Genomic DNA, 20,797 nt, shown 5'->3' with positions numbered 1-20,797 from the left:
GTCCTTAATTGGAGGAGTTGCAGACAGGTTTGGCTACGGCATCAGCGTTGTACCTCAAAAGGGCGGGTTGTCCGTTGTCTAGCCTGAGTTCGGTCAGCGAGCAGTTTTTCAACTCTGGGAAAACCCGCCGATAGTTGGATGTGTTGATGCCTAGGTAGGTGGCCAGGGCGAGTCGGAGGACGGTGGAGTGCGCGACGACGAGGACACGGCCTGCAGGGGACTCGGCGCTAATCCTCTCGAGAATCTCGCAGAACCGGGACGCAGCGCGAGTTGGATCTTCTCCGCCGGGAAGGTGGTGCACCACCGGATCCTTTTCGAACGCGGCCAGGGACTCGGGGAATCGCTCCTGCATCTCGGCCTTAGTTAGTCCCTCTCCCTCGCCGAAATCAAGCTCGGCCAGCCGGGCGTCCGTGTTGAGCGGAAGGGACGCAGCGGTTGCGGCCTTGCGTGCTGTGAATTCCGCCCGGCTGAGCGGGGAGGACCACACTCCCGTCAGGGACGCCGTCGCTGCCCACGCGGCGAGCCGGTCGCCCTGGTTGAGTCCGTGCGGCGTAAGCGCTACATCTGTCAGCCCCGCGTAGCGGTTGTCCGCATGCCAGACCGTTTCTCCGTGGCGGGCCAAAAAGAAGGTAGTCATAAAGCTCTCCTTGCATGTGCTGCGACACCGCTGTCGAGCCACCCGCGGTTCTCCAGCGAGGCCAAAAAGACCAGGTAAGGCGCCGCAAAGCGGCCGATGTAGTCTGTTCGCGGTGCAATGGTCTTCGTAACCCGCACCATGCGGCTGGCCATCTCGGCAGTGGTGCATCCCGAAACTCCTGCGGCAGCGAGAACGGCAGCACCTAACGCCGGTTCCGCACTATCGGGCAGGTGAATGTTCCTGCCGAGAACGTCAGCCCGTAGCTGGGACCAGTAAGAGCTTTTCGTTGCTCCGCCTGTGAACAGTAGTCGTCCGGAAGTGTTCGCGCCGAGGTAGTCGAGGTAGTCAAAGCACAGCCGTTCGACGAAGGCGAGGCCTTGGAGTACTGCGGCGTACCGCTCCGCTGCGCTGGTGGGCGTGCCGATGGTGAACCCGTGTGCATCCGGCGCATTGAAAGGAAATCGCTCTCCATTGGAAACGAGCGGGTAGGTGGTTGTGACGCCAGGATGGAACGGTTGGGCTGCGTGCTCGAGTCTTGCGAGGTCGCTGGCCGGAAAATCACGGCTGATGACCCCGGCCCCCGAGCTGGAGGCACCTCCGGGGAGCCATTGGCCGTCGGGGCCTTTATGGGAATAGACCACGCCGAGGGGGTCTTCGATGATGGTTTCGGACACGCCCTTGAGGACGAGCGTTGTTCCGACTACGGAATTCCAATCACCGGGTGTCACTGCGCCAGCCCCCAGCTGGGCAGCGCATCCGTCTGTGGCCCCAGCGACTATCGGTGTTCCGTAGGGAAGACCCGTCGACGCGGCGGCGTCTGCTCCCAGAGTTGCCAGTAGCGTTCCGGACCTGACCAGGGGTGGAAGGATGCTGGGTGAGATTGCCAGGTTTTCGAAGACCGACGTAGGCCAGGTCTCACTAATGAGATCAGCACCGGACTTGAGTGCGCTGCTGAGGTCGGATGCGACCAATCGGCCCGCAAGCCGGCTGTTGATGAAGTCGGTTTGGTGCATCAGCCTCGTGTCGAGACGGCTCAGAATTTCGGGCTGGTTTGCCTGCAGCCACGCGAGTTTCGGAAGGGCCCAAGTGGCCTGCATCCGCTGGTAGCCTAGCTTCGCCCAGTGGCCCTGGCCTTTCGCATTGACAAGGTGAAGAACCTCAGTCGCGCGGCCATCGTCATACATCAGTCCCCGGGTTAGTGGCTTGCCGCTGGCGTCGGCCAACAAAATGGTGCCGGATGTTCCGTCAACGGAGACACCGTGGATCATGGCATTAGTCGTGGCAAGGACCCGCCTGATGGCAGCCGTAGCGGCTTCCCACCATTGCTCGGGATCTTGTTCGTGGCGGTTCCCGTTACGGCGGCTGTTCAGCGGTGACGAAGCGGTGGCGAGGATTTCGCCGTCGTCGGCCACTGCGCAGGCCCGCACACTCTGCGTACCGAGGTCGATCCCGAGCCAAGCGTCGACGGTGGAGGCAGTCATAGGGTCACCGATTGCTCGCGCATGCGCACCAGTAGCGGCCAGGCACCTCGGGCACTTTCACGCAACTCGAGGAAGTTCCGGTACAGCCGGTCGTAGAAACGTGCACTCTCAGGTGACGGGTCGAAACTTGTGCTGATCCGCACATGTGCGCCGACTGCTGCCTCGATAGTGGATGCTGCCCTAGTGCTGGTGAGACCGAGAAGGTAGGCGCCACGAGCGCCGACCTCCGTATCGGTGAGTTTGCGAACAGGCACCCCGGTCATGTCGGCGATCAGTTGAAGCCAACGCGTGTTGTCGGCGCCTCCACCGCAGACACGCAGTTCGGCAGGAGCGGGCCCGGCGGCCTCAAGACAGTCCCGAATAACGAAGGTGAGTCCTTCGAGGACTGCGCGTGCGAGGTCTTCACGCCGGTGCTCAAGGGATAAACCGAAGAAGCTGCCTCGGGCGGATGAGTCGAGGAAGGGCGCTCGTTCCCCCGCCGGCGAGAGATAGGGAAGGAAAATAAGCCCGTTAGCACCGCGGGGGCTGTGATACGCCAACTCGGTGAATTCCACCGGGGTGCTGCAGTTGAGCACTGAGCAAGCCCACTGAATGACTTCTCCGCCAGCCAGAGTAGGCAACGCCCTTAGGTAACGCCCCTCGACTCCCAGCCCCACGGTGAGCCCGGCCGGCTCTCCCCCGGTGTCAATCCCGTCAGTGACCACTTCCGTGCACAGGGTTGTTCCGAGGATGCAGCACGCCTGTCCGGGAAGGATCGCGCCAGCTCCAATGGATGTCGCTGCAATGTCATAGGACGCCATGATGACCGGGGTCGATCGTGACAGTCCCAGGCTGGCCGCGACGTCGGCGCGGAGGGGGCGAGAACGATCGGTGTCGCTGAGGATGGCAGGCATGAGGTCTTTCGCCCATGGCATCTCATACGCCTCGAAGACTTCCGCGGAGTACTCGCGGGTGCGTATATCCATGAAGGGTGCCGCTCCGTCGGAGCCGTCGACTGCGCGGATACCCGTCAATTTGAAGAACAGCCAGCCATCGCACGTTAGTGACGACGTCGACGCCCTAAGCCGGCCGGGATCGTTCTTTCCGAGCCAGGTCAGGATGGCGTTCGGAAGTCCCGCGAATGTTACCGACCCATTCTTAATGAAGGCACGCTCCAACGTTCCTTCCCGCCGCCAAGCTTCGACGATGTCACCGGCTCGCCCGTCATTCCAGAGAATGGCCGGCCCCGTTGGCTCCCCGTTCTCGTCGATAAGCCAACTGCCATCGCCTTGTCCGGTGACCGCGAGGAAGTCGACGGGTGTTGGGAGCTGGGCAGCGACGTTTCTGATGCATTGGGACACTGCGTCCCAGACGACGCGCATGTCCTGTTCAACCCAGCCGGGGTGCGGTCTGTTGACGGCCGCGGGGCGGCGTGCGACGACCATCTCCCTTCCCTCGTCGTCATAACCGACGGCCTTGATCATGGTGGTGCCCGCGTCTACGGCTATTGCTGCCATGGTTCACTCCTCGTTGAGTCGACCCAACCGCTAGTTTCGCCAGAAAATCTTCAGTACCCCCGATGAGCAGTCACGCTTTACTTTTTTCGTCCTGACCGAGTGCAAACTGCGCCGTGCGGACGTCAGTGATGAGTACGTCAGCAAGCCCGGATTTAAGCGTCGCAACCACTGCGCGTTCCTTGCCTGGACCACCTCCGATCAGTATTTTCTGAGGAATCTTCACCAGCTGATCCTTTGAGATTCCGGTGATACGTCCATCAAACCCAGGTACTTCCTTGCCGTCGGCATCCAATAACGTGGTGCCGACTTCGGCCACCACGCCAGATCGCAACAGTCCCTCGAGCTCGCCAAGCAGGCGGGCTTGATCCGCAAGCAAAGAGCTGTCAGGCCACCCCCCGATAGTCAGCACGGCCATGTCGAGCCGGCCCATGCGGTGTAGGGACTCTTTTACTGCAGGCTGCGTCGCGATGATGCTTGCTGCTGCCCTATTTGTTGCCACCATGGGCGCGTGAAGCGCATACATTTTCCCGCTCGCCACACTGCTCAACGACGTAATGGCCTGCAGGCTCTCCCCCACGTCATTCGTTGCCGTACCTGTCAGCTGGACAACGTCGCACGTGGGGACGTCGCGCACCTGTCTGCACATTTCGATAATCGTTCGTCCCGAACCCAACCCAACCACTTGGTCCTCCTCCACGAGTTCCATAAATAGTTTGGCGGTAACGGATGCGATCACAGATCGTGTCTGTTCGGCGTCGTATACAGGTGCCACCAGCACAAGGGCAGAAGACAGCCCGAAACGTGCTGCCAACCGCCGCGATAACTCAGGATCAATCGGATCACGCATCCGTGCCCGCACTTCAACCAGGCCCGCGTCTCTGGCACGTTGGACCATTCTGCCCACCGTGAACCGTGAGACCCCCAGCTCCTCGGCGATGTCGATGGTCGAGCGATCGTGTTGCAGATGCTGGAGCGCTGCATAAACGTAGCGCACCTGTTCTTCGATAGAGAGTGGTCTGCTCATTCGAGCATCCTTCCGGCTCATCTGAGTAAGTGTGATTAGCATTACACCAGTTTGGTCCCCGACGCATCGACGGCGACGCGTCGCACGAGGGATCACACCAAGCCAAAGGACACAGTCGATGAAAAATCACACAGGAAACTTCGGCCTTATAACGCGCGCTGCGATTGCCTCAATCGCAGCTGGTGCGCTCCTGACAGGGTGTGCCGCCAGTGAGGGACCTTCGGCAGAGGCTGAGGTCGAGTCGTTTGACTGGCGAAACTTCGAGGGACGCGAACTTAATCTCCTCATGAGCGAGCACCCGCTTTCCGCCTCCATTAAAAAGAACCTTCCCGAATTCGAAGAGAAAACCGGCATCAAGGTGTCCATCGAGACACTGTCCGAAACCGACTACATGGTCAAAACGTTGACCGAGCTGCAGTCAGAGTCCGGGTCTTACGACGTGTTCATGACGTCCCAGCCGATGAACTACCAATATGCGGCATCAGGATGGATCGAGGATCTGCAACCCTGGGTGGACGACGAGAAGCAGACCGCGCCAGATTACGACTTTGACGACTTCTACCCCGCCCTCATCGAGGCCGAACGGTGGGACACCACGGACTTCGGCGGTGCCGGGGAGGGAAGCCTCTGGGCGATCCCCGCCAACGAGGAAGGGTACGCACTCTTCTACCGCAAGGACATCTTGGAGGCGGCAGGCATTGAGGTGCCGCAGACGATCGATGAGTTGATAGCGGCCGCGAAGAAGCTCGACGGAAGCGAATTTGAAGGCAAGGAGATTTCCGGGTTTGTCAGCCGCGGAGACAAGACGTACCCCACTCTGAACCCTTTCTCCACTTTCGCGGGAGCATACGGGGTGAAGGACATCACCGATGGAGTCGCCACCGTCAATTCACCCGAAGGCATCGAAGCCACTAAGAAGTGGGTCGAACTTATGGGTACCGCGCCGGAGGCGGCGAGCAGTTACACCTGGTACGAAGCACAGCAGGACTTCATCGCCGGCAATGCCGCCTTCTACATCGATGCTGACCACATGGCACCGGACTTCGAGCGCGAAGGCAGCGCCATCGCCGGCAAGGTCGGCTACGAGCTTCCCCCTGCAGGGCCCGAGGGGCGCGCATCCAGCTTGTGGCTGTGGTCGCTGGGCATGAACGCTGCTTCCGAGGAGAAGGGAGCCGCATGGCAGTTTATTCAGTGGGCTACGTCCAAGGAGATGCTTACGCAGGCCATCGGCGACGGAAACATGAACCCCACGCGCGTCTCTGTAGCGGAAAGCCCGGAAATGGCTGCCGCAACCGAAGGATGGGACGACTACAACGCAGTTTGGCAGGAGATTCTCGCCGAACACGCCGCGTGGCAGTATGCGCCGTCGTCTACTTGGCCCGAGGTGGGCGACCTCTGGGCGACGGCGATTCAGTCGGCAGTCCTCGGTGAAACCAGCGTAGAGGACGCGCTCGACGATGCGGCAACGAAGATAGACGCGGCCATCAAGTAAGGCGCCTGCCGGGGCCGGCGCCCCTGCGTCGGCCCCGGCCCGACCCGAAGAAAGCTCCAATGAAAAACAAGCCAGCTCTGCCATATCTCTTGGCCCTACCTGGGATCGCGATCTTCGTCGCCATGCTTTACCCGTTCCTGACTGGTGCCTGGTGGTCATTTAACTCCTACCGGCTCAACAGGGGAGATCCCGAGTTCAACTGGGGTCAGAACTTCGTATCGCTGTTCTCGACCGGCGAAGGACAACATGCAATCGGCGTCACGCTCACCTATGCCTTCGTCGTGGTAGTAGCCGAATGCGTCCTTGGGATTGGGCTCGCGATGCTTTTGAACTACGGCAGGTACGGCAACGCCTTTAGACTGCTAATCGTTCTGCCGTTGTTGCTGCCTCCCGTTATCGCTGCGCTTATGTGGAACGTCATGTTGACAGAAAACGGTGTGGTCAACTGGTTCTTGGAAGCACTCGGAAGCCAGAGGCTTTTGTGGCTCAGCGGGCCTGATAGCGCGCTCTGGTCAGTAATCCTGATCGACGTCTGGATCTACACGCCGTTCGTCGTCCTGCTGGCACAGGCGGGGCTCAAGAGCATCCCGTCGGAACTGCGAGAGGCTTCCGCCGTTGACGGGGCCGGACCGATCCGAAACTTCGTCTCGGTGACTCTGCCCATGCTCATGCCGGTCCTGATTGTCATCATCACCTTCCGCGGCATCGACTCGCTGAAAATGTTCGACATCATTTACACCACTACTCAAGGTGGACCAGTCGATGCAACCACCAATCTGCATGTGCTCGCGTACCTCGACGGAATTCGTAATCTCAACTTCGGTATGGCCATGGCCTCACTGATGGTCTTGTGGGCGCTGTGCTACCTCATTTCCTTCCTGCTCCTGAAGGCCCGCCGTAAGGAGGCCATGGCATGAGCACCACGCTTGAGCCGACCGCTCCACCGCAGAGCACTTCTAGTGCGCACGAAAACGCCAGCAAGCGCCGCCGACGCAAAAAGAGCTTTAAGCACGGGGCGGTCATCGCCCTCTTGAGCGCATGGACACTGTTTGCGCTGGCACCTATCGTGTGGATTTTCATGATGTCCCTGAAAACCCCGGAAGACATCATCTCCAACCCACCAAAGTTTTTCTTCCTACCAACCCTGGCGAATTACGCCGAAGTATTGAGCGGGCCCGAGTTTTTGTCCCCGTTCTTGAACTCTCTGATCGTCACCATTGGTGCCCTGGTGCTGACCTTGTTCATCGGATTGCCCACTGCCTACGCGCTGGCCCGGTTCAAATTTAAGGGTCAAGAGTCCATCGCCTTCGGCATCCTCTCCCTGCGATTCGCCCCTGAACTGCTGATCATCCTTCCGCTCTACCTGATCTATCAGAAGAGCAATCTGAACGACACCTATCTGGGGCTGATCCTTGCCTATCAGCTGGTGACGCTGCCGATGCTCGTATGGATGCTGCGATCCTTCATCGAAGACTTGCCGCGGGAGCTGGAAGAGGCGGTGGCCGTCGATGGCGGTACCCGGTGGACCGCCTTCCGACACGTACTTCTCCGCCTAATCGCGCCTGGTCTGGGAGCCAGCCTCATGCTGTCCTTCATCTGGGCATGGAACAGCTACACCCTCCCACTCGTCCTCAGCGGGAGAGATACCCAGGTCATCACCACGGGCATCCAGCAGTACATTTCCTTCCAATCAATCGATTGGGGGCCCATGGCAGCGGCGACCATCATCTCGCTGATCCCGGGCATCCTCTTCGCCCTCCTCTCTCTGCGCTGGGTCGTCGACGGCCTGACCGCCGGCACCGTCAAGGGCTAGGAACCCAACCACACACCTCTAGGAGTTCTCATGGCCACCCCTTCCACCATGCTCGCGAGCGTCCTGACTGAGCCCAAAAACATCCAGCTCCAACGCGTCGATCTGCCGCAACCTCAGTCAGGCCAGGTCCTAATGCGCGTTACCGCAATCGGCGTGTGCGGGTCGGACACGCACTTCTACGAAACCGGCGCAATCGGCGATCTCGTAGTTCACGGCCCCGTGGTCCTGGGACACGAAACTGCCGGTGAGATAGTCGCGGTAGGCGAGGGCGTCGACCCGCAACGCATTGGTACCCAAGTAGCCATAGAACCCCAGACGCCCTGCCGCCGGTGTGACTTCTGCAAGGAAGGCAGCTATCACCTCTGCACCAATATGCGCTTCTACGGCGCTTACCCAGTGGATGGGTCGTTTTCCGAGTACGCGCTTATCGACGATGATTTCGCTCATGCCGTCCCCTCCACAATGACAGCGGAAGAGGCCGCGCTGGTAGAGCCGGTGTCCGTGGCCATCCACGCCTGCCGCCGCGGTAACGTCACGGCTGGATCCAAAGTCCTGATCACCGGCGCCGGGCCCATCGGAGCCCTATGCGCGCAGGTGGCCCGCGCTTTCGGCGCCACTGAAGTCGTTATCAGTGATCCAATCCAGCATCGGCGGGAATACGTGGCTGCCCATGGTGCCAGCAGCGTGCTTGACCCGACTACTGATGGACTGGAGAAGTACGAGAAACACTTCACGGTCTATATCGATGCATCCGCAAACGCCCGCGCCATCCTGTCAGCCTTCCCCGCCATCCGGCCTGGCGGGACAGCGGTGCTCGTCGGCATGGGTGGAGAGGAATTACTGGTTCCAATCGCCATGATCCAGCACCGCGAGATAACCCTCACTGGAACCTATCGCTACGTGAATACGTGGCCCACAGCGATCGAACTCATCTCGACGGGTGCCATTGAAGTACGATCGCTGGTGACCGGGCGCCTCGGACTCGATGCAGTCGAGGAAGCGCTGATGAAGGCGAAGACGGATCCAACCGCCATCAAAACCATGATTATTCCGTCACTGACAGAGTCCGCTCAGTGACCGGTGTCAGGAACGCACGGCGGCCCCGACCACCCGTTGCCGCCCTCTATGTCGACGAGTTGCTCTTCGACATGGACGGTACCCTCATCGATTCCATCGCCGCCGTCGAAGCTGCATGGAAGACTCTCGCCGAGGAAGAAGGGATAGCAGTGCCTTTCGGTGCCGAGTTCCATGGGCGGACCGCAACTGATCTGGTCCGTTCACTTGTTGTCCCGGACCGGTTTCGCGCTGTTGTCAGCCGGCTGGAGGAGCTGGAAAGTTCTCAGGTCGGGCCAGTTGTAGGTCTTCCTGGGTCCGCCGAGCTCCTCGCGCGGCTTCCCCCGAATCGCTGGTCCATCGTCACCTCTGCTGCGAGGCCGGTTGCTCTGGCACGCCTGGCAGCGGCAGGTCTTCCGATGCCGACCCTGCTCATCACCGGTGATGACGTTGTGCGCGGCAAGCCGGACCCCGAAGCGTATCTGGCAGGCAAACGCTATTCCGGCCACGCACTGGCTTTCGAGGACACAGTCGCAGGCCTGGAGTCTGCGCGCGCAGCCGGATGCACAACAGTGGCCATCGTGGGAACATCAACCGCCTATGAGCTCAGCCCCTATGCCGACTTCCTCGTCGATTCTCTAGCATCAGTCACTGCGGAACCGGTGGCTGGCGGTGTTCTTCAAATCAACCTTCGGTTGGCCGCGTGAGGCTTCAGCGGCTGCGTCATCACCCGCGACGACGCGATCATGTTGCCGCGAAGAGGACCTGGCCGACGCCGTCGTCGGACGCCCGGTCATTGCCACCGGACCGTGGGAACGGGCCCCGACGACGACGTCGCGCGGATCGCCAGGCCAGCGCGGCCAGCATCAGGCGGGCCCTGCTTAGCCGACGGCATCAGAGTTGGTCATTTGTACCCGGGGTTCCCATCCGGCTGCATTTCGAGCGGAGCGCTGGCCGGGACCGGCCAGCCGCCAGTAGCCCGGTGGTAGTCAATAGCGCGCAGCAAAGGTGTCACGTCAAACGCGGTGATGTTCAGGCTGAGTTTGGTGCCGTTGGTCCACTTAACCGTCAAAAACCGCTGCCCTCTCATTACCGTCATGTGGTAGTTAGCAATGTCGCTGTAGGGAAGAACGTGTTCCTTGCCGAGGCTGCTGCGGAAGGCGACCTCATATTGACGCGCGCCACATAGAAGTTGCGGTACATCGCCACGAAGGCCAGCCCGCCGAGCAACATGGCCACGGAAGCAACCCGGGCACCAAGCGGCCCGTCTGACGAGAACCAGGCCCACGAGCCTATGAGGACCCCGAAACCGGCGGCCACCCACCCAAAGATCGGCACCACCTTGGGCATCCGCACCCGTTCCGGGTATTCCCTGGACCGGTTCGGATGCGTCCTCGCCCACCACGCAATCGCGCCAATAAAAACTGTAATCGATGCCGCGAGGAGAAACTCGAGGATATTCGCTGACATTGTTATTTACCTGTCCTGCTCGTTTACCAAGGCGCTAGCTCAGCATTCCTGCCTGAAAATCTACCCCAGGCGGACCTAACTTCCGCCAACGGTTCCGCCGGGCGGTGGCAGGGAAAGGCCGTGCAGTTCCGCGAAGCCCGAGCAGCAGGACCGATGATCCGCTGGGACGGACTGCCATACTCTGACCATGACCGTTTCCTTCGAATGCACCACCCGGACAAGCCTGCCTATGCTGGAGCTGTTCGACCGGGCCCGGAGCATTGACGCCCACAAGGAGTCCATGGCGCGGTCACGTGAAGAGGCCGTCGGCGGCGTGACGTCGGGCCTCATCTCCAATGGTGGGGAAGTCACCTGGCGGGCCTGGCACTTCGGCGTTCCGCTGCGGATGACAAGCCGGATCACCGAGATGGACCCGCCGGATTATTTCGTCGACGAGCAGGTCAAAGGCCCCTTCCGGCGGTTCCGGCATGTCCACGAGTTCAGCTCGGACTCGGAGGGCACCACGATGGTTGACCGGATCGAGTTCGAGGCGCCCCTCGGCGTCGTCGGGCGGCTGGTCGAGAAACTGGTCCTGGCCCGCTACCTCCAGAACCTCATCGAGACGCGGAACCGGCACCTGGCCGGGGATTTCGTCCGTTAGGTGGCGTCCCTGCTGCCGCCGTGCGAAGCCCGTCCATCGCCAGCACGGGGAGACGACCCTGCAGAAGAAATACGGCGATGCCCCGTCGAAACATGGAATGATCCATGAAATGACATCTAGCTGGAACCCCGGACCTGAACCTCTCGCACAAAAGTTCGAGGCTGCATGGAATGTATTCGCGGCCTCCTGCGGCCACCTTTGGGCTAATGAAGCGAGCTATCAGGCGTGGTTTGCGCATTATTTGATCGGGCAGTTCGGCATCGACCGAGTTGGGCGAGAAGTCATCATCAACGAAAAGTACTTCGTACACTCGCCGGGGATGGGCGAAGTACGGCCTGACGCGGTCGTTGCGCGAAAGCCCGGAATCATGATCCCGCACTACGCCAACGGTGAGGCCCGCTCCTCGGATGAGTCCGGCATCGGAATCCTCAAGCATCTCGCGGTGGTCTCCGAACTCAAGGTAGGAGCGAGCACCGCCAGCGGCCTCCAGCGCCGCTCAATCCTTGCTGACGTAGTGAAGCTGGACCGCCTGCTGGAAGAACACAGCCGCAGCTCACCGGATTCTCCTAAGCCGCTGGCCTACGTCTGCGTGCTGAATAACCACCACCGGCAGTCGTTCGACCTTAAATCGTTGGAGGCAGAAGTGCACGAAAGCGCCTACCACCCCAGAGTTCGGCTGATTACAGCCACCCCCACCCAGAAGCCGGTTGCGCCAGCCGACCGCGCCCTGGTCTGGTAATAACGTGGCACCCTTCTCTGCGGAAATGCTGTCGGACGGACATGTTTCCACGACGGATTCAAGAGTGCTCTCGGTCAGCCGAAGCAGCAGGCACAACTTCAGCAAGGACCGGGTGGAATCGGTGCTCCTGGTGGAAGGGCTCGGGGTCGACGGAGACGCGCATTCCGGCACCACCGTGCAGCATGTGTTTCGGAAGCGGTCCCACCCGACGGAACCCAACCTGCGGCAGGTGCACCTAATCCATGCGGAACTGTTCGACGAGCTGGAGCCGGACGGCTTCGAACTGCACCCCGGCGACCTCGGGGAGAACATCACCACCCGCGGCATCGATCTCCTGAACCTCCCCGAAGGGACCCTCCTGCGGATCGGACCCGACGCCGTCGTCCAGGTAACCGGTCTGCGGAGTCCCTGCCGGCAGATCGACCGCTTCCAGACCGGGCTGCTCAAAGCGGTGCTGCCCCGCGACAGCGCGGGAAAACTCGTGCGCAAGACGGGAGTCATGGGCATCGTGCTGGCCGGCGGGCTGGTAAACGTCGACGATGAGATCCGAGTCGAGCTTCCGGCCGGGCCGCAGCGTCGGCTCAATTGCGTCTGAAGCCTTGCCAGCAGTCCACTAGGTTGTGGCGAGAACCCTCAACTTGTCGATTACGTCGCCAATGGCGATCTCGATGCGACTGTAAACCTCGGCGTTGAGCACCAGGTTGCCCTCGAAGTCGCCCGCATTGGCGTAGAAGCCCACCGGGATGGTGGCGGCTTGGAAGAATCCGAAGAGGGGTCGAAGCTCGTGTTCGATCACCAGGGCGTGCCGGTCACTTCCCCCTGTTGCTACGAGGATGACTGGTTTGTTTGTGAGTGCGTACTGGCCGGTGAGGTCGAAGAAATGCTTAAACATCCCAGAGTATGAACCCCGGTATACGGGCGTAGCGGCGATAAGTAGATCGGACGACTCTACGGCGATGAACTCCGCCTCAACTTCTGGCAGCAGGGTTTCGCGCTCGATAGCGGTGAAGAACGATGGGCCCAGGTCGTACACGTTGGTTTGATGTACTTCCAGCTCCAACTTCTGCCCTAGCGAATCTGTGATGAGCGAGACGAGCGCCATTGTCTTGGAGTTCGCATTCGGACTGCCGTTGACGATTGCGACCTGGAGGGGGCGGCTCATACCTTGACCGCCTTCTGCTTCGCGGTCTCCTCACGGATAACGGGAGCTACCTCTGTCCCGAGCAGTTCGATCGCTTTCAGATGCTGTTTCTGGGGAAGTCCGCCAAATCCCATCTGGAATACTGCTCGGGAAACCCCATACAGCTCGTGGTACGCAAGCAGCTTGTCAATGATCTCTTGTGGGCTGCCCACGAGGAGACCGCCCGAGGGTGTCGCCTGTGCATTAAAGGCGTTGCGGGGGATATCGAATCCGACACCGCGTTGATGATTGTTCTCCCTCAATCCGCGAGCGAAGTATGGGTAGAAATCGTCCCGTGCTCCCTGACTCGTATCGCCCACCAAGCCGTGGGCGTTAATGCTGATCGGCAACGCGGCGGAGTCGTGGCCGGCGTCTGCTGCGGCCTGGCGGTAGAAGTCGACAGGGCGCTCGAACTGTGTGATGGGTCCAAGAAGTAGAGCTAAGGCCATGGGCAGGCCCAGCTGTCCGGCCCGGATGGCCGAGGCTGGGGTTCCGCCTACTCCGACCCAGATGGGCAGCTCGCCCACGGGCCGTGGTGCAATGTCCAGGCCAGTCAGAGGCTGCGTGAAGGCGCTGCCGGGCCATGTGACAGGGTTGTTGGCACGAATGGCGAGCAGGGCATCGAGTTTTTCCCGGTAGAGCTCGGCGTAGTCCGCCAGGTCATAGCCGAACAGGGGAAATGACTCTGTGTAGGATCCCCGGCCGGCGATGATCTCCGCCCTGCCGCCGGAAATCAGGTCCAGCGTTGCAAAGTTCTGGAAGACACGCACCGGATCCTCCGAACTCAAGACGGTCACGCCGCTGGTGAGCCGAATGTTCTCGGTCACCGTTGCGGCCGCCGCGAGCACCATATGAGGCGCTGATGCGATGAAGTCCGACCGGTGGTGCTCGCCCACACCAAACACGTCCAGTCCCACTTCGTCAGCCAGCCGTGCCTGCTCGAGAGTCTGACGCATTCGTTCCTCCGGAGAGGGCATGCTGCCCGTCGCAAGATCGGTCGTCAGCTCCCCAAAGGTAAGAATCCCTACTTCGAATGCCATAACTACTTCCCCTCGCTGTCGGTCGGAGCTGGCACCGGAGTGTTAGCGTCCTGCTCACCGAATGAATAGGCGTGTCCCCACGATGTGATGTCACGCAGAATGGGCAGGAGTGCCAGGCCTGCGACGGTCAAGGAGTACCGAACGCGAACCGGCCGGCCGTCGACGACTTCACGTTCCACGAGGCCATCGTTCTCAAGTTCCCGCAGTCGCTTGGCGAGCATGGTGTCACCAATGTGCGGGATGAAACGGCCGATGTCCGCGAATCCAGTCTCGCCGCGCCCTATTGCCTCGATGATGATCCCACTCCAACGGCGGCCGATGATGTCCATGGCTGCGATGAAGGACGGGCACGCCCCGTCGGCCGCTTCCTCTTCGTGCACCATCGGTGCGGGTTCTGCGTGCGTCACGGTTCTCCTCGTTTGCTGTGGAGTTTGGATACTTTCATAAACGTAGTAGCTACGTCAATAGAAGTACTTCCGTGACAGAATCGCATGGCCGGCTCAAGTGCGTCTGATTCCTGACCCGGGGTTAATCCTCGAGTGTCCGAATCACCCGCGCTGGTGAACCCACGGCCAGGGACCGCGCCGGAACATCCTTGGTGACGACGGCGCCGGCTGCCACCACGGCGTCGTCACCGATGCTCACGCCCGGCAGCACCGTGACGTTGGAACCGAGCCACACGTTCCGGCCGAGCGTGACCGGTGCCGGATGCATATCCGCACGCCGGTCCGGCGACAGATCGTGGTTCAGCGTCGCCAGGACCACGTTGTGGCCGATCAGGCAATCGTCGCCGATATGGATGCCGCCCTGGTCCTGGAATTTGCAGCCGGCGTTGATGAAAACCCGTTTCCCCAGGGTGATGTTTTGGCCGAAATCTGCGGAGAACGGCGGGAACAGGGCCACGGACTCGTCCACCGGTTTCCCAGTGAGGCGGGAGAGCAGCTCCCGTACCCGTGCCGGTTCGTGGTAGCCGCTGTTGAGTTCGCCGGTGATCTGCAGGGCCGTCTGGCTGGCGTGGTGCATGGCTTCATGCAGCGGTGAGCCCGCGGTGATCGTTTCGCCGGCGTTCAGCACTGCGAGCAGTTCCTCGAGTTCCATGGGAGTCCTTTACGCGTGGGTTGCGGATCAAAGTGCCGGCGCAGGCCGCCGCGCAGCTTCACAGGCTTTGCCCACATTCGCATCACCCGCTGCGCGGGACAAGAGCCGCACTGTGGCAGGATCGGCCGCATAAGCCGCTCGGGATTTCACTGTTTCATCCGCTGCAGATGCTCATCTGGGACGGCAGGTACGACCAGATGCACCGGGCCAATAAAGAGGAGAAGCCATGCGTGGCTCAGCACTGATCGTCGGGGCAGGCATTGCAGGAACCGCCGTAGCGCGGGGACTGCTCCGAGCAGGATGGTCGGTGCGGGTACTTGAACGCTCTGCCCATCTGCCCGGCAGCGGAACGGCACTGGCCATGTGGCCCGAGGCGATGAAGGCCCTGGACGCGTTGGGTGCCGGTGACGCAGTCCGCGCTGGTTCGGTGGAAGAGCCCGGCGCACGGCTCCTGAAACCCGACGGCAGCCAGATCGCAGCCATGGGCCGCGGCCGAACCGCGCGCATGGTCCCGCGCACGGTCCTGATGGACGCTCTCTCCGGGGATTTGCCCGCCGGAGTTATCGAATGGAATTCACCGGTCGCCGGGCCCTCATCCCTACCCGATGCCGATGTTGTGGTGGCCGCCGACGGGATCTCCAGCCGCCTACGCGCCGCCTACCTCGGGGCATCGCCCCGGGCGCTGGGTACGGTGGCTTTCCGCGGTGTTGTTTCCGGCCCGGCCGGCGGGAGTACCGAGACGTGGGGCCGCGGCCGGCTGTTCGGCATTACGCCCCTGGATCCCGGCAACACTAACTGGTTTGCCTGCCTCCGTTCCACAGACCTTCCTCCGCTGGGTTCCCCGGAGGCCTTCGGCATCCACGGGGCAGATCTGCTGCGCCGCCTCTACCTCGGGTGGCACCCGGACGTCGCCCGGGTGCTGGGAAAACTGGACGGGAGCCCGCTGGATTACCGGGAACTGTTCGATGTTCCACCTCTCCGCTCCTATATTTCCGGCAACGTTGCCCTGCTGGGCGACGCCGCGCATGGCATGGCGCCGAACCTTGGCCGCGGCGCCTGCGAGGCACTCCTGGACGCGGTTGCCCTGGTAGACGCCCTCAGCGTGGCTCCCGACGTTCCCGCAGCCCTGCAGCGCTACGACGCCGGCCGGCGTCGGCGGGGAAACGGAATGGTCCGCGCGGCACGGCTGCTGAACGGTATCGGCACGGCCAAGCGTTTCACCGGCATCCGGAACCTCGCGGTGTCCGCCGCGGCACGGTTCAGCTAGTCCTGCGCCGTCATTTCTGACTCGACTGATTTACCGGGTGCGAGCGAGCTCCTCACTGGAATACTGCGCTTCAATCTCTTTACTCCAGGCACGCGCATATAGGCCAAGGGCCCCCTGTTCCCGCAGCGGAAAACCCAGCCCGTTGAGTGCATGCTGGCAAGCGCCCATAGCCAACTGGTGTGCACTGCGACTGATGCGTTGTTTGTCTGCCCGGTACAAATACTCATCCATAGACCTTGCCCAGCGTTTCCGCCAGATATCCACTGCCGGCTCTGAGGCAAGGGCGGCCATCATCCTGTGTGTGGGTGCAATCCGGGGCGCAATCCGGGCCCGCATTGCCCTCCGCGCCTGCGAAGCGTGCGATCCAAAAGAACCTGTACACGCGTGCAGATGAGCGTTCCAGTAGTAGTCCCAGCTGGTGGTTCTGCGGTCGGGCCACACAGCGGACCGGGGCCCGTGCATCATGGCGTGGCCGGTGTCGAAGAGAAGCAGGGCAGCCAGCATCGAGCGTGTGTTGAGGCTGGGAAAGCGATTGACCGCCCACAAGGTCAAATCCAAGGAGATCTCGCCAATCTCAGCTACCAGTTCCAAGCCCTTTGGCCCACCGAACCGTGCAAGTGCCGCTTCCACCACCTCAGGTACCGGTCCACCCGGCGCTGGCGGATAAACGAGCCCCGGCGAGTGGGAGGTCTTCACGGTACCCAGCGTGGCAACGTTTTCGTCCGCCAGCGCGTCCGCAAACTTCCATAAGCGCTTAGCGACGTCGTCGGGGGCAAGCAAATGCAGGAGCACAGCCTGATGGTCGGATTCCAGACTGCGTGACAACCGAAACCGGTTCCCCTGCTGAGCCCTCAGTTGGGAAGACAGTGGGGCCACAATGTGGCGGATTATTTCATCACCTGCATCCTTACGCTCCGGCTCTATGGTCAGGATGGACCACAGGGTGGTTGTGCTGGCGTGCTGCTGCACCGGACGGGTAGCTGCTTCTCGATGAACAATGTTCGATTGCATTAGGCCGCTCTTTTCATCCCCAAAAATGATTTTTTCTTGACGTCGCTAGGCGTGTTCCCAACACTGTGTTCCCAACACGGTAAATGTCCATACGGGCTCTCAGAAATTGCCCAATTGTGTCAGAGACTCTTTTCCTGCGCACGCGGAGCGACTATGGGTTTTACGAACCAGCGACGCACAGCACCAGACCTTTCTGTTACCCAAGGCCTAGGCGTTCGTGACCGAAGCGGCTTGAAGCCGCCGCCACCGCCCGGGGGAATTCCTGTGCAGCAGGGGCGGTTTCCTCCCATAGGGACAGACGCGGGACACCGCGGCCGGTCCAGCTGAACACTATCGAAGGAATATGCAATGCCAACATTGGGAATTATCGGCAGCGGGAACATCGGATCGGCAGTCGCGCGGCTCGCGGTTGCCGCGGGCATGAACGTCGTTATCGCCAACTCGCGGGGACCTGAAACGCTCTCCGACCTGGTCGCCGAGCTCGGGCCGCTGGCCCAGGCCGGGACGGTGGAAGACGCCGCGAAACTCGGCGACGCCGTCGTGCTTTCCATTCCGCTGAACGCGGTTTCCGCTCTTCCGGACGGACTGCTGGCCGGCAAAATCGTCCTGGACACCAGCAATTACTACCCCTCCCGGGACGGGCGCATCGCCGCACTCGATGACAGCACCGTGACCACCAGTGAACTGGTGCAGAGCTGGCTTCCCGGAGCGCAGTACGTCAAGGCGTTCAATAACATCCTGGCGCACCACATTCCGCTTCTCGCCCGCCCCAGCGGTGCCGCGGACCGCTCGGCGCTGCCCATCGCCTCCGACGACGAGTCGGCCAAGGCTGAGGCGGCGGCACTCATCGACGGGCTGGGCTACGACGTCGTCGACGCCGGCGCCGTCGCCGAGAGCTGGACGTTTGAGCCGGACTCCGTGGGCTATACCCGTCTGTACCTCGCGGACGAGAGCACACCCGATGACCAGCTGATGAGCTCGGTTCCCGGCACAACGCCTAAGGCGAAGGTCGAGTCCGCCCTGGCCTCGGCCACCCGCGTGAACGTGGCGGAACGGCTCTTCTAATCCTTCGCCATCGAGTCTGCACAATTTACCGATTTCGGGCTGATAAACGGTAAATCGTGCAGACTCGATCCGGGGGCGGGCCGCGTACGCAGGAAGCCCAGCCTCACTTCACGGCGTAGGTCACCCGGACTCCCCCGTTGTCGAGGCGTTGTTCCCGCAGGAGTCGAAGTTTCAGCGACAGTCCGTCGGGCAGGGCCCGCGTGCCGCCGCCGACGATTACCGGGCAGATCACCAGTGACACGACGTCGACCAGTCCCATCCGCATAGCGCTCTTGGCCAGCTCCGGACCCCCGATCATGACGTTTCCCTCAGCTTTGGCCCGTTCCACGGCTTCCGGGGTCAGGGCGGGTTCCAGGGTGGTCCGCCCGGTGAACACCTCCGGGAGGGTGGAGGAAAACACCACCTTGGGCACCGCCGTCCAGGCCGCCGCGAACCGGTCCGACCCCGGCGGTCCCACGGCCAGGGATGGATCGGTTTCCCACACGGCCATGGTTTCGTACATGCCCCGCCCGTAGAGCACGGCGGACGCGTCCTCCAGGTCCTCGGAATGTGAGGCAAGAAAATCCTCGGTCGGCTCCAACCAGGCGAAGTTGCCGTCAGTGTCGGCGCTGTAGCCGTCCAGTGAGCAGTTCATGGAGTAGGTAAGCAATCCCATCGTCCGACTCAACCCTCCGGACTTCACCCAGCACAAGGGTGCTGGCGCCCAGGGCATGCATGCGTTCGCCAGGCCGTCGACCCTACTTGGGACGCGAATACATCACCAGCAGAACGCAGACCACAGAAAAGCCCGCCTGCGCCAGCAGCAGAACCGCCGGGACGTATCCGAGAAACAGGCCCAGCAGCAACGGCACCGCGGCCAGCAGGATGGTGTCCAGCCCCTGCGCCAGCGATCCGGTCTGGGCCGTGGGCACCGGACCGAAGACGGTCTCTACAGGCGGTGCGCTCCAGTCGGGCAGCGGCCGGTAGGCGCCCCGAACCGCCGCCGCACCAAACCCCACCCCGGCGAGCGCGCCGAGCCCGATCAGCTCCGGGGTGCCTGCACCCAGCAGCACCAGGGCGGCGCAGAACACCGTGGACCAGAGTGCCAGGGCGGCAGCCGGCAGGGCCGTCCGACTCAGCCGGACCAGTGCCGGGGACAGCGGCAGCAAGGCGTCCAGCCCCGGCGTGATCGCGGTCTGCCGGGCGAGCGTTCCCAAAGCCGGAACCGCAGCGAAGATGCTTAGCAGGATGATGCCCAGCTGCAGCAGCGCCGGCTGCTGCCCGGCGGACAGCAGAACCGTGACACACAGCAGCAGCACCAGCACCGGCCTCCCCCAGATACCGGGGGTGCGCAGGAACGCGGTGGTATCCGCCCTCAGCAGCGCGCCGAACGGGGTGCGGGCGCCCTTCGCGTACCAGCCCCGGGCGCGGGAGGTTCCCCCGCCGCGCGGAGTACTGGCAAACGCCCGCCCCAGCTCATTGGTGTCCATCAGATACAGCGCGGCACCGGCATGCCCCGATACCCCACCGCCGCGGATCAGTTCCCGGCCCGGAATCGCACCCATCCGCGCGAACACCACCAGCCAGAGCCCGACGACGACGGCCAGGACCACGGCGCCAGACCAGAGTTCCCCGGCCGCGGCCAGCCGCGGGAGGAAGCTCAGCAGGGCCAGCAGCACCAATCCGCCGGCAGCACCCAACGCTCCGCCCGGAAAGCCGTTTCCCGCAGACTGCCGCAGGGCGGCCAGGAGCAGCGCGCAGACCGCGGCCAGTCCGAAGACGACGGCACCGGCGAGCTGGCCTCCAAACGTTGCCTGCAGATCGGTGATGAATCCGACCGGCAGGTACAGGACCGCACCCGCTGCCCAGACGATGCCCACCCGGCGGAGCAGCCCTCCGGCCAGGAACTGGCGCCGGTCCACAGGCAGGCTCAGCCACCAGTACCCCTCGGCCGAGGGCACGGCCACCGGCCCGAGCTTCCGGGCCCCAGCCATCACCGAGGCCAAAGCGGCGAAGAGCAGAAGGGTCACTGCCACGCCGTCGGGCAGGGCGGTCAAGTCCGCGGTGATAACGGTGCGGCGGCCGCCTGCTCCGGACCCCAGAGCCCTCGCCACCTCATTCCGCATTGCCAGCACCAGTCCTCCGGCCAGGGCTCCGATGGTTCCGACTCCCAGCACAGTGGCATAGGCATCCAGCAGCACATCCCGGACCCGGACACTGCCACGGCGGTGGTCCCGCGAGGCTCCTCGGGTGTAACGGACCGGGTTGAAGTCCGTCGGCATCGGGTCGGCTGCTTCGGTACGGGGCACGGG

Annotated in this window: 22 protein-coding genes; 10 read left to right on the top strand and 12 right to left on the bottom strand. The window is 62.4% G+C overall.

Going from position 1 to position 20,797, the window contains the following annotated elements:
* Positions 1 to 4 precede the first annotated feature (4 nt).
* The 4 genes from QNO03_RS12950 to QNO03_RS12935 all read right to left on the bottom strand — a co-directional run bounded on the left by QNO03_RS12950 (position 5) and on the right by QNO03_RS12935 (position 4,638).
* Positions 5 to 637 (bottom strand): histidine phosphatase family protein, encoded by a 633-nt coding sequence (locus tag QNO03_RS12950; protein WP_289603578.1) that lies wholly within the window; start codon positions 635 to 637, stop codon positions 5 to 7.
* Positions 634 to 2,118, bottom strand: coding sequence for an FGGY-family carbohydrate kinase (locus QNO03_RS12945; protein WP_289603577.1), 1,485 nt, complete (start codon positions 2,116 to 2,118; stop codon positions 634 to 636). Before QNO03_RS12945 ends, QNO03_RS12950 begins: the two co-directional genes overlap by 4 nt.
* A complete protein-coding gene (locus tag QNO03_RS12940; RefSeq protein ID WP_289603576.1) occupies positions 2,115 to 3,614 on the bottom strand; it encodes an FGGY-family carbohydrate kinase in 1,500 nt (499 codons plus the stop codon). Before QNO03_RS12940 ends, QNO03_RS12945 begins: the two co-directional genes overlap by 4 nt.
* 70 nt (positions 3,615 to 3,684) lie before the next feature.
* Entirely contained in the window at positions 3,685 to 4,638 is a 954-nt protein-coding gene (locus tag QNO03_RS12935) for a sugar-binding transcriptional regulator (RefSeq protein ID WP_289603575.1), read from the bottom strand.
* A 286-nt stretch (positions 4,639 to 4,924) separates the two neighbouring features.
* On the opposite strand from QNO03_RS12935, the gene QNO03_RS12930 reads away from it, so the two are divergent.
* The 5 genes from QNO03_RS12930 to QNO03_RS12910 are packed head-to-tail and all read left to right on the top strand — an operon-like array spanning position 4,925 to position 9,703.
* The gene (locus QNO03_RS12930; protein ID WP_289603574.1) at positions 4,925 to 6,130 is read left to right on the top strand and encodes an ABC transporter substrate-binding protein; all 1,206 of its coding nucleotides are present in this window, start codon (positions 4,925 to 4,927) and stop codon (positions 6,128 to 6,130) included.
* A 59-nt stretch (positions 6,131 to 6,189) separates the two neighbouring features.
* Positions 6,190 to 7,047, top strand: coding sequence for a carbohydrate ABC transporter permease (locus tag QNO03_RS12925; protein WP_229946364.1), 858 nt, complete (start codon positions 6,190 to 6,192; stop codon positions 7,045 to 7,047).
* On the top strand, positions 7,044 to 7,943 hold the full coding sequence (locus QNO03_RS12920) for a carbohydrate ABC transporter permease (RefSeq protein ID WP_289603573.1): 900 nt from the start codon (positions 7,044 to 7,046) through the stop codon (positions 7,941 to 7,943). Before QNO03_RS12925 ends, QNO03_RS12920 begins: the two co-directional genes overlap by 4 nt.
* Positions 7,944 to 7,973: 30 nt before the next feature.
* The gene (locus QNO03_RS12915; RefSeq protein WP_289603572.1) at positions 7,974 to 9,020 is read left to right on the top strand and encodes an NAD(P)-dependent alcohol dehydrogenase; all 1,047 of its coding nucleotides are present in this window, start codon (positions 7,974 to 7,976) and stop codon (positions 9,018 to 9,020) included.
* The gene (locus QNO03_RS12910) at positions 9,017 to 9,703 is read left to right on the top strand and encodes an HAD-IA family hydrolase (protein WP_289603571.1); all 687 of its coding nucleotides are present in this window, start codon (positions 9,017 to 9,019) and stop codon (positions 9,701 to 9,703) included. Before QNO03_RS12915 ends, QNO03_RS12910 begins: the two co-directional genes overlap by 4 nt.
* A gap of 388 nt (positions 9,704 to 10,091) precedes the next feature.
* On the opposite strand, the gene QNO03_RS12905 is transcribed toward QNO03_RS12910, so the two are convergent.
* Complete coding sequence (locus tag QNO03_RS12905; protein ID WP_289603570.1) at positions 10,092 to 10,466, bottom strand: hypothetical protein; 375 nt, start codon at positions 10,464 to 10,466, stop codon at positions 10,092 to 10,094.
* A gap of 187 nt (positions 10,467 to 10,653) precedes the next feature.
* Between QNO03_RS12905 and QNO03_RS12900 the strand changes: the two genes are divergently transcribed.
* The 3 genes from QNO03_RS12900 (at position 10,654) to QNO03_RS12890 (ending at position 12,440) form a co-directional block, all read left to right on the top strand.
* Positions 10,654 to 11,106 carry an SRPBCC family protein gene (locus QNO03_RS12900; protein ID WP_289603569.1) on the top strand — a complete coding sequence of 151 codons (453 nt, stop codon included), beginning with the start codon at positions 10,654 to 10,656 and terminating at the stop codon, positions 11,104 to 11,106.
* 97 nt (positions 11,107 to 11,203) lie between these two features.
* Entirely contained in the window at positions 11,204 to 11,845 is a 642-nt protein-coding gene (locus QNO03_RS12895) for a hypothetical protein (protein WP_289603568.1), read from the top strand.
* Positions 11,846 to 11,870: 25 nt separating this feature from the next.
* A complete protein-coding gene (locus QNO03_RS12890; protein WP_289603705.1) occupies positions 11,871 to 12,440 on the top strand; it encodes an MOSC domain-containing protein in 570 nt (189 codons plus the stop codon).
* Positions 12,441 to 12,458: 18 nt separating this feature from the next.
* Here the strand turns inward: QNO03_RS12890 and QNO03_RS12885 are convergent, their stop codons facing one another.
* The 4 genes from QNO03_RS12885 to QNO03_RS12870 form a co-directional block, all read right to left on the bottom strand.
* Positions 12,459 to 13,007, bottom strand: coding sequence for an NAD(P)H-dependent oxidoreductase (locus QNO03_RS12885; RefSeq protein WP_289603567.1), 549 nt, complete (start codon positions 13,005 to 13,007; stop codon positions 12,459 to 12,461).
* Entirely contained in the window at positions 13,004 to 14,065 is a 1,062-nt protein-coding gene (locus QNO03_RS12880; RefSeq protein WP_289603566.1) for an LLM class flavin-dependent oxidoreductase, read from the bottom strand. The genes QNO03_RS12885 and QNO03_RS12880 overlap by 4 nt, the downstream gene beginning before the upstream one ends.
* 2 nt (positions 14,066 to 14,067) lie before the next feature.
* Positions 14,068 to 14,472 carry a winged helix-turn-helix transcriptional regulator gene (locus QNO03_RS12875; protein WP_289603565.1) on the bottom strand — a complete coding sequence of 135 codons (405 nt, stop codon included), beginning with the start codon at positions 14,470 to 14,472 and terminating at the stop codon, positions 14,068 to 14,070.
* Between the two features lie 121 nt (positions 14,473 to 14,593).
* Positions 14,594 to 15,163, bottom strand: coding sequence for a DapH/DapD/GlmU-related protein (locus QNO03_RS12870; protein ID WP_289603564.1), 570 nt, complete (start codon positions 15,161 to 15,163; stop codon positions 14,594 to 14,596).
* Positions 15,164 to 15,389: 226 nt separating this feature from the next.
* On the opposite strand from QNO03_RS12870, the gene QNO03_RS12865 reads away from it, so the two are divergent.
* Positions 15,390 to 16,430 carry an FAD-dependent monooxygenase gene (locus tag QNO03_RS12865; RefSeq protein WP_289603563.1) on the top strand — a complete coding sequence of 347 codons (1,041 nt, stop codon included), beginning with the start codon at positions 15,390 to 15,392 and terminating at the stop codon, positions 16,428 to 16,430.
* A 30-nt stretch (positions 16,431 to 16,460) separates the two neighbouring features.
* On the opposite strand, the gene QNO03_RS12860 is transcribed toward QNO03_RS12865, so the two are convergent.
* Positions 16,461 to 17,441 (bottom strand): hypothetical protein, encoded by a 981-nt coding sequence (locus QNO03_RS12860; RefSeq protein WP_289603562.1) that lies wholly within the window; start codon positions 17,439 to 17,441, stop codon positions 16,461 to 16,463.
* Between the two features lie 348 nt (positions 17,442 to 17,789).
* On the opposite strand from QNO03_RS12860, the gene QNO03_RS12855 reads away from it, so the two are divergent.
* Positions 17,790 to 18,506, top strand: a complete 717-nt coding sequence (locus QNO03_RS12855) for an NADPH-dependent F420 reductase (protein WP_354003902.1) — start codon at positions 17,790 to 17,792, stop codon at positions 18,504 to 18,506.
* A 103-nt stretch (positions 18,507 to 18,609) separates the two neighbouring features.
* On the opposite strand, the gene QNO03_RS12850 is transcribed toward QNO03_RS12855, so the two are convergent.
* Both QNO03_RS12850 and QNO03_RS12845 read right to left on the bottom strand, forming a co-directional pair.
* Positions 18,610 to 19,161 (bottom strand): dihydrofolate reductase family protein, encoded by a 552-nt coding sequence (locus QNO03_RS12850; protein WP_289603561.1) that lies wholly within the window; start codon positions 19,159 to 19,161, stop codon positions 18,610 to 18,612.
* Between the two features lie 82 nt (positions 19,162 to 19,243).
* Positions 19,244 to 20,794: a DUF6297 family protein gene (locus QNO03_RS12845; protein WP_289603560.1), complete on the bottom strand. Its 1,551-nt coding sequence runs from the start codon at positions 20,792 to 20,794 to the stop codon at positions 19,244 to 19,246.
* Positions 20,795 to 20,797: the final 3 nt, after the last annotated feature.

Source organism: Arthrobacter sp. zg-Y877 (genome assembly GCF_030373105.1).
Classification (GTDB): domain Bacteria; phylum Actinomycetota; class Actinomycetes; order Actinomycetales; family Micrococcaceae; genus Arthrobacter_B.
This window is presented reverse-complemented; position numbering and strand designations above follow the sequence as displayed.

Excerpts from the sequence above, each read along its gene's own strand:
- QNO03_RS12950 (WP_289603578.1), bottom strand. The coding sequence starts at position 637 with ATGACTACCTTCTTTTTGGCCCGCCACGGAGAAACGGTCTGGCATGCG.
- QNO03_RS12945 (WP_289603577.1), bottom strand. The coding sequence starts at position 2,118 with ATGACTGCCTCCACCGTCGACGCTTGGCTCGGGATCGACCTCGGTACG.
- QNO03_RS12940 (WP_289603576.1), bottom strand. The coding sequence starts at position 3,614 with ATGGCAGCAATAGCCGTAGACGCGGGCACCACCATGATCAAGGCCGTC.
- QNO03_RS12935 (WP_289603575.1), bottom strand. The coding sequence starts at position 4,638 with ATGAGCAGACCACTCTCTATCGAAGAACAGGTGCGCTACGTTTATGCA.
- QNO03_RS12930 (WP_289603574.1), top strand. The coding sequence starts at position 4,925 with ATGAGCGAGCACCCGCTTTCCGCCTCCATTAAAAAGAACCTTCCCGAA.
- QNO03_RS12925 (WP_229946364.1), top strand. The coding sequence starts at position 6,190 with ATGAAAAACAAGCCAGCTCTGCCATATCTCTTGGCCCTACCTGGGATC.
- QNO03_RS12920 (WP_289603573.1), top strand. The coding sequence starts at position 7,044 with ATGAGCACCACGCTTGAGCCGACCGCTCCACCGCAGAGCACTTCTAGT.
- QNO03_RS12915 (WP_289603572.1), top strand. The coding sequence starts at position 7,974 with ATGGCCACCCCTTCCACCATGCTCGCGAGCGTCCTGACTGAGCCCAAA.
- QNO03_RS12905 (WP_289603570.1), bottom strand. The coding sequence starts at position 10,466 with ATGTCAGCGAATATCCTCGAGTTTCTCCTCGCGGCATCGATTACAGTT.
- QNO03_RS12900 (WP_289603569.1), top strand. The coding sequence starts at position 10,654 with ATGACCGTTTCCTTCGAATGCACCACCCGGACAAGCCTGCCTATGCTG.
- QNO03_RS12895 (WP_289603568.1), top strand. The coding sequence starts at position 11,204 with ATGATCCATGAAATGACATCTAGCTGGAACCCCGGACCTGAACCTCTC.
- QNO03_RS12890 (WP_289603705.1), top strand. The coding sequence starts at position 11,871 with ATGCTGTCGGACGGACATGTTTCCACGACGGATTCAAGAGTGCTCTCG.
- QNO03_RS12885 (WP_289603567.1), bottom strand. The coding sequence starts at position 13,007 with ATGAGCCGCCCCCTCCAGGTCGCAATCGTCAACGGCAGTCCGAATGCG.
- QNO03_RS12880 (WP_289603566.1), bottom strand. The coding sequence starts at position 14,065 with ATGGCATTCGAAGTAGGGATTCTTACCTTTGGGGAGCTGACGACCGAT.
- QNO03_RS12870 (WP_289603564.1), bottom strand. The coding sequence starts at position 15,163 with ATGGAACTCGAGGAACTGCTCGCAGTGCTGAACGCCGGCGAAACGATC.
- QNO03_RS12865 (WP_289603563.1), top strand. The coding sequence starts at position 15,390 with ATGCGTGGCTCAGCACTGATCGTCGGGGCAGGCATTGCAGGAACCGCC.
- QNO03_RS12860 (WP_289603562.1), bottom strand. The coding sequence starts at position 17,441 with ATGCAATCGAACATTGTTCATCGAGAAGCAGCTACCCGTCCGGTGCAG.
- QNO03_RS12855 (WP_354003902.1), top strand. The coding sequence starts at position 17,790 with ATGCCAACATTGGGAATTATCGGCAGCGGGAACATCGGATCGGCAGTC.
- QNO03_RS12850 (WP_289603561.1), bottom strand. The coding sequence starts at position 19,161 with ATGGGATTGCTTACCTACTCCATGAACTGCTCACTGGACGGCTACAGC.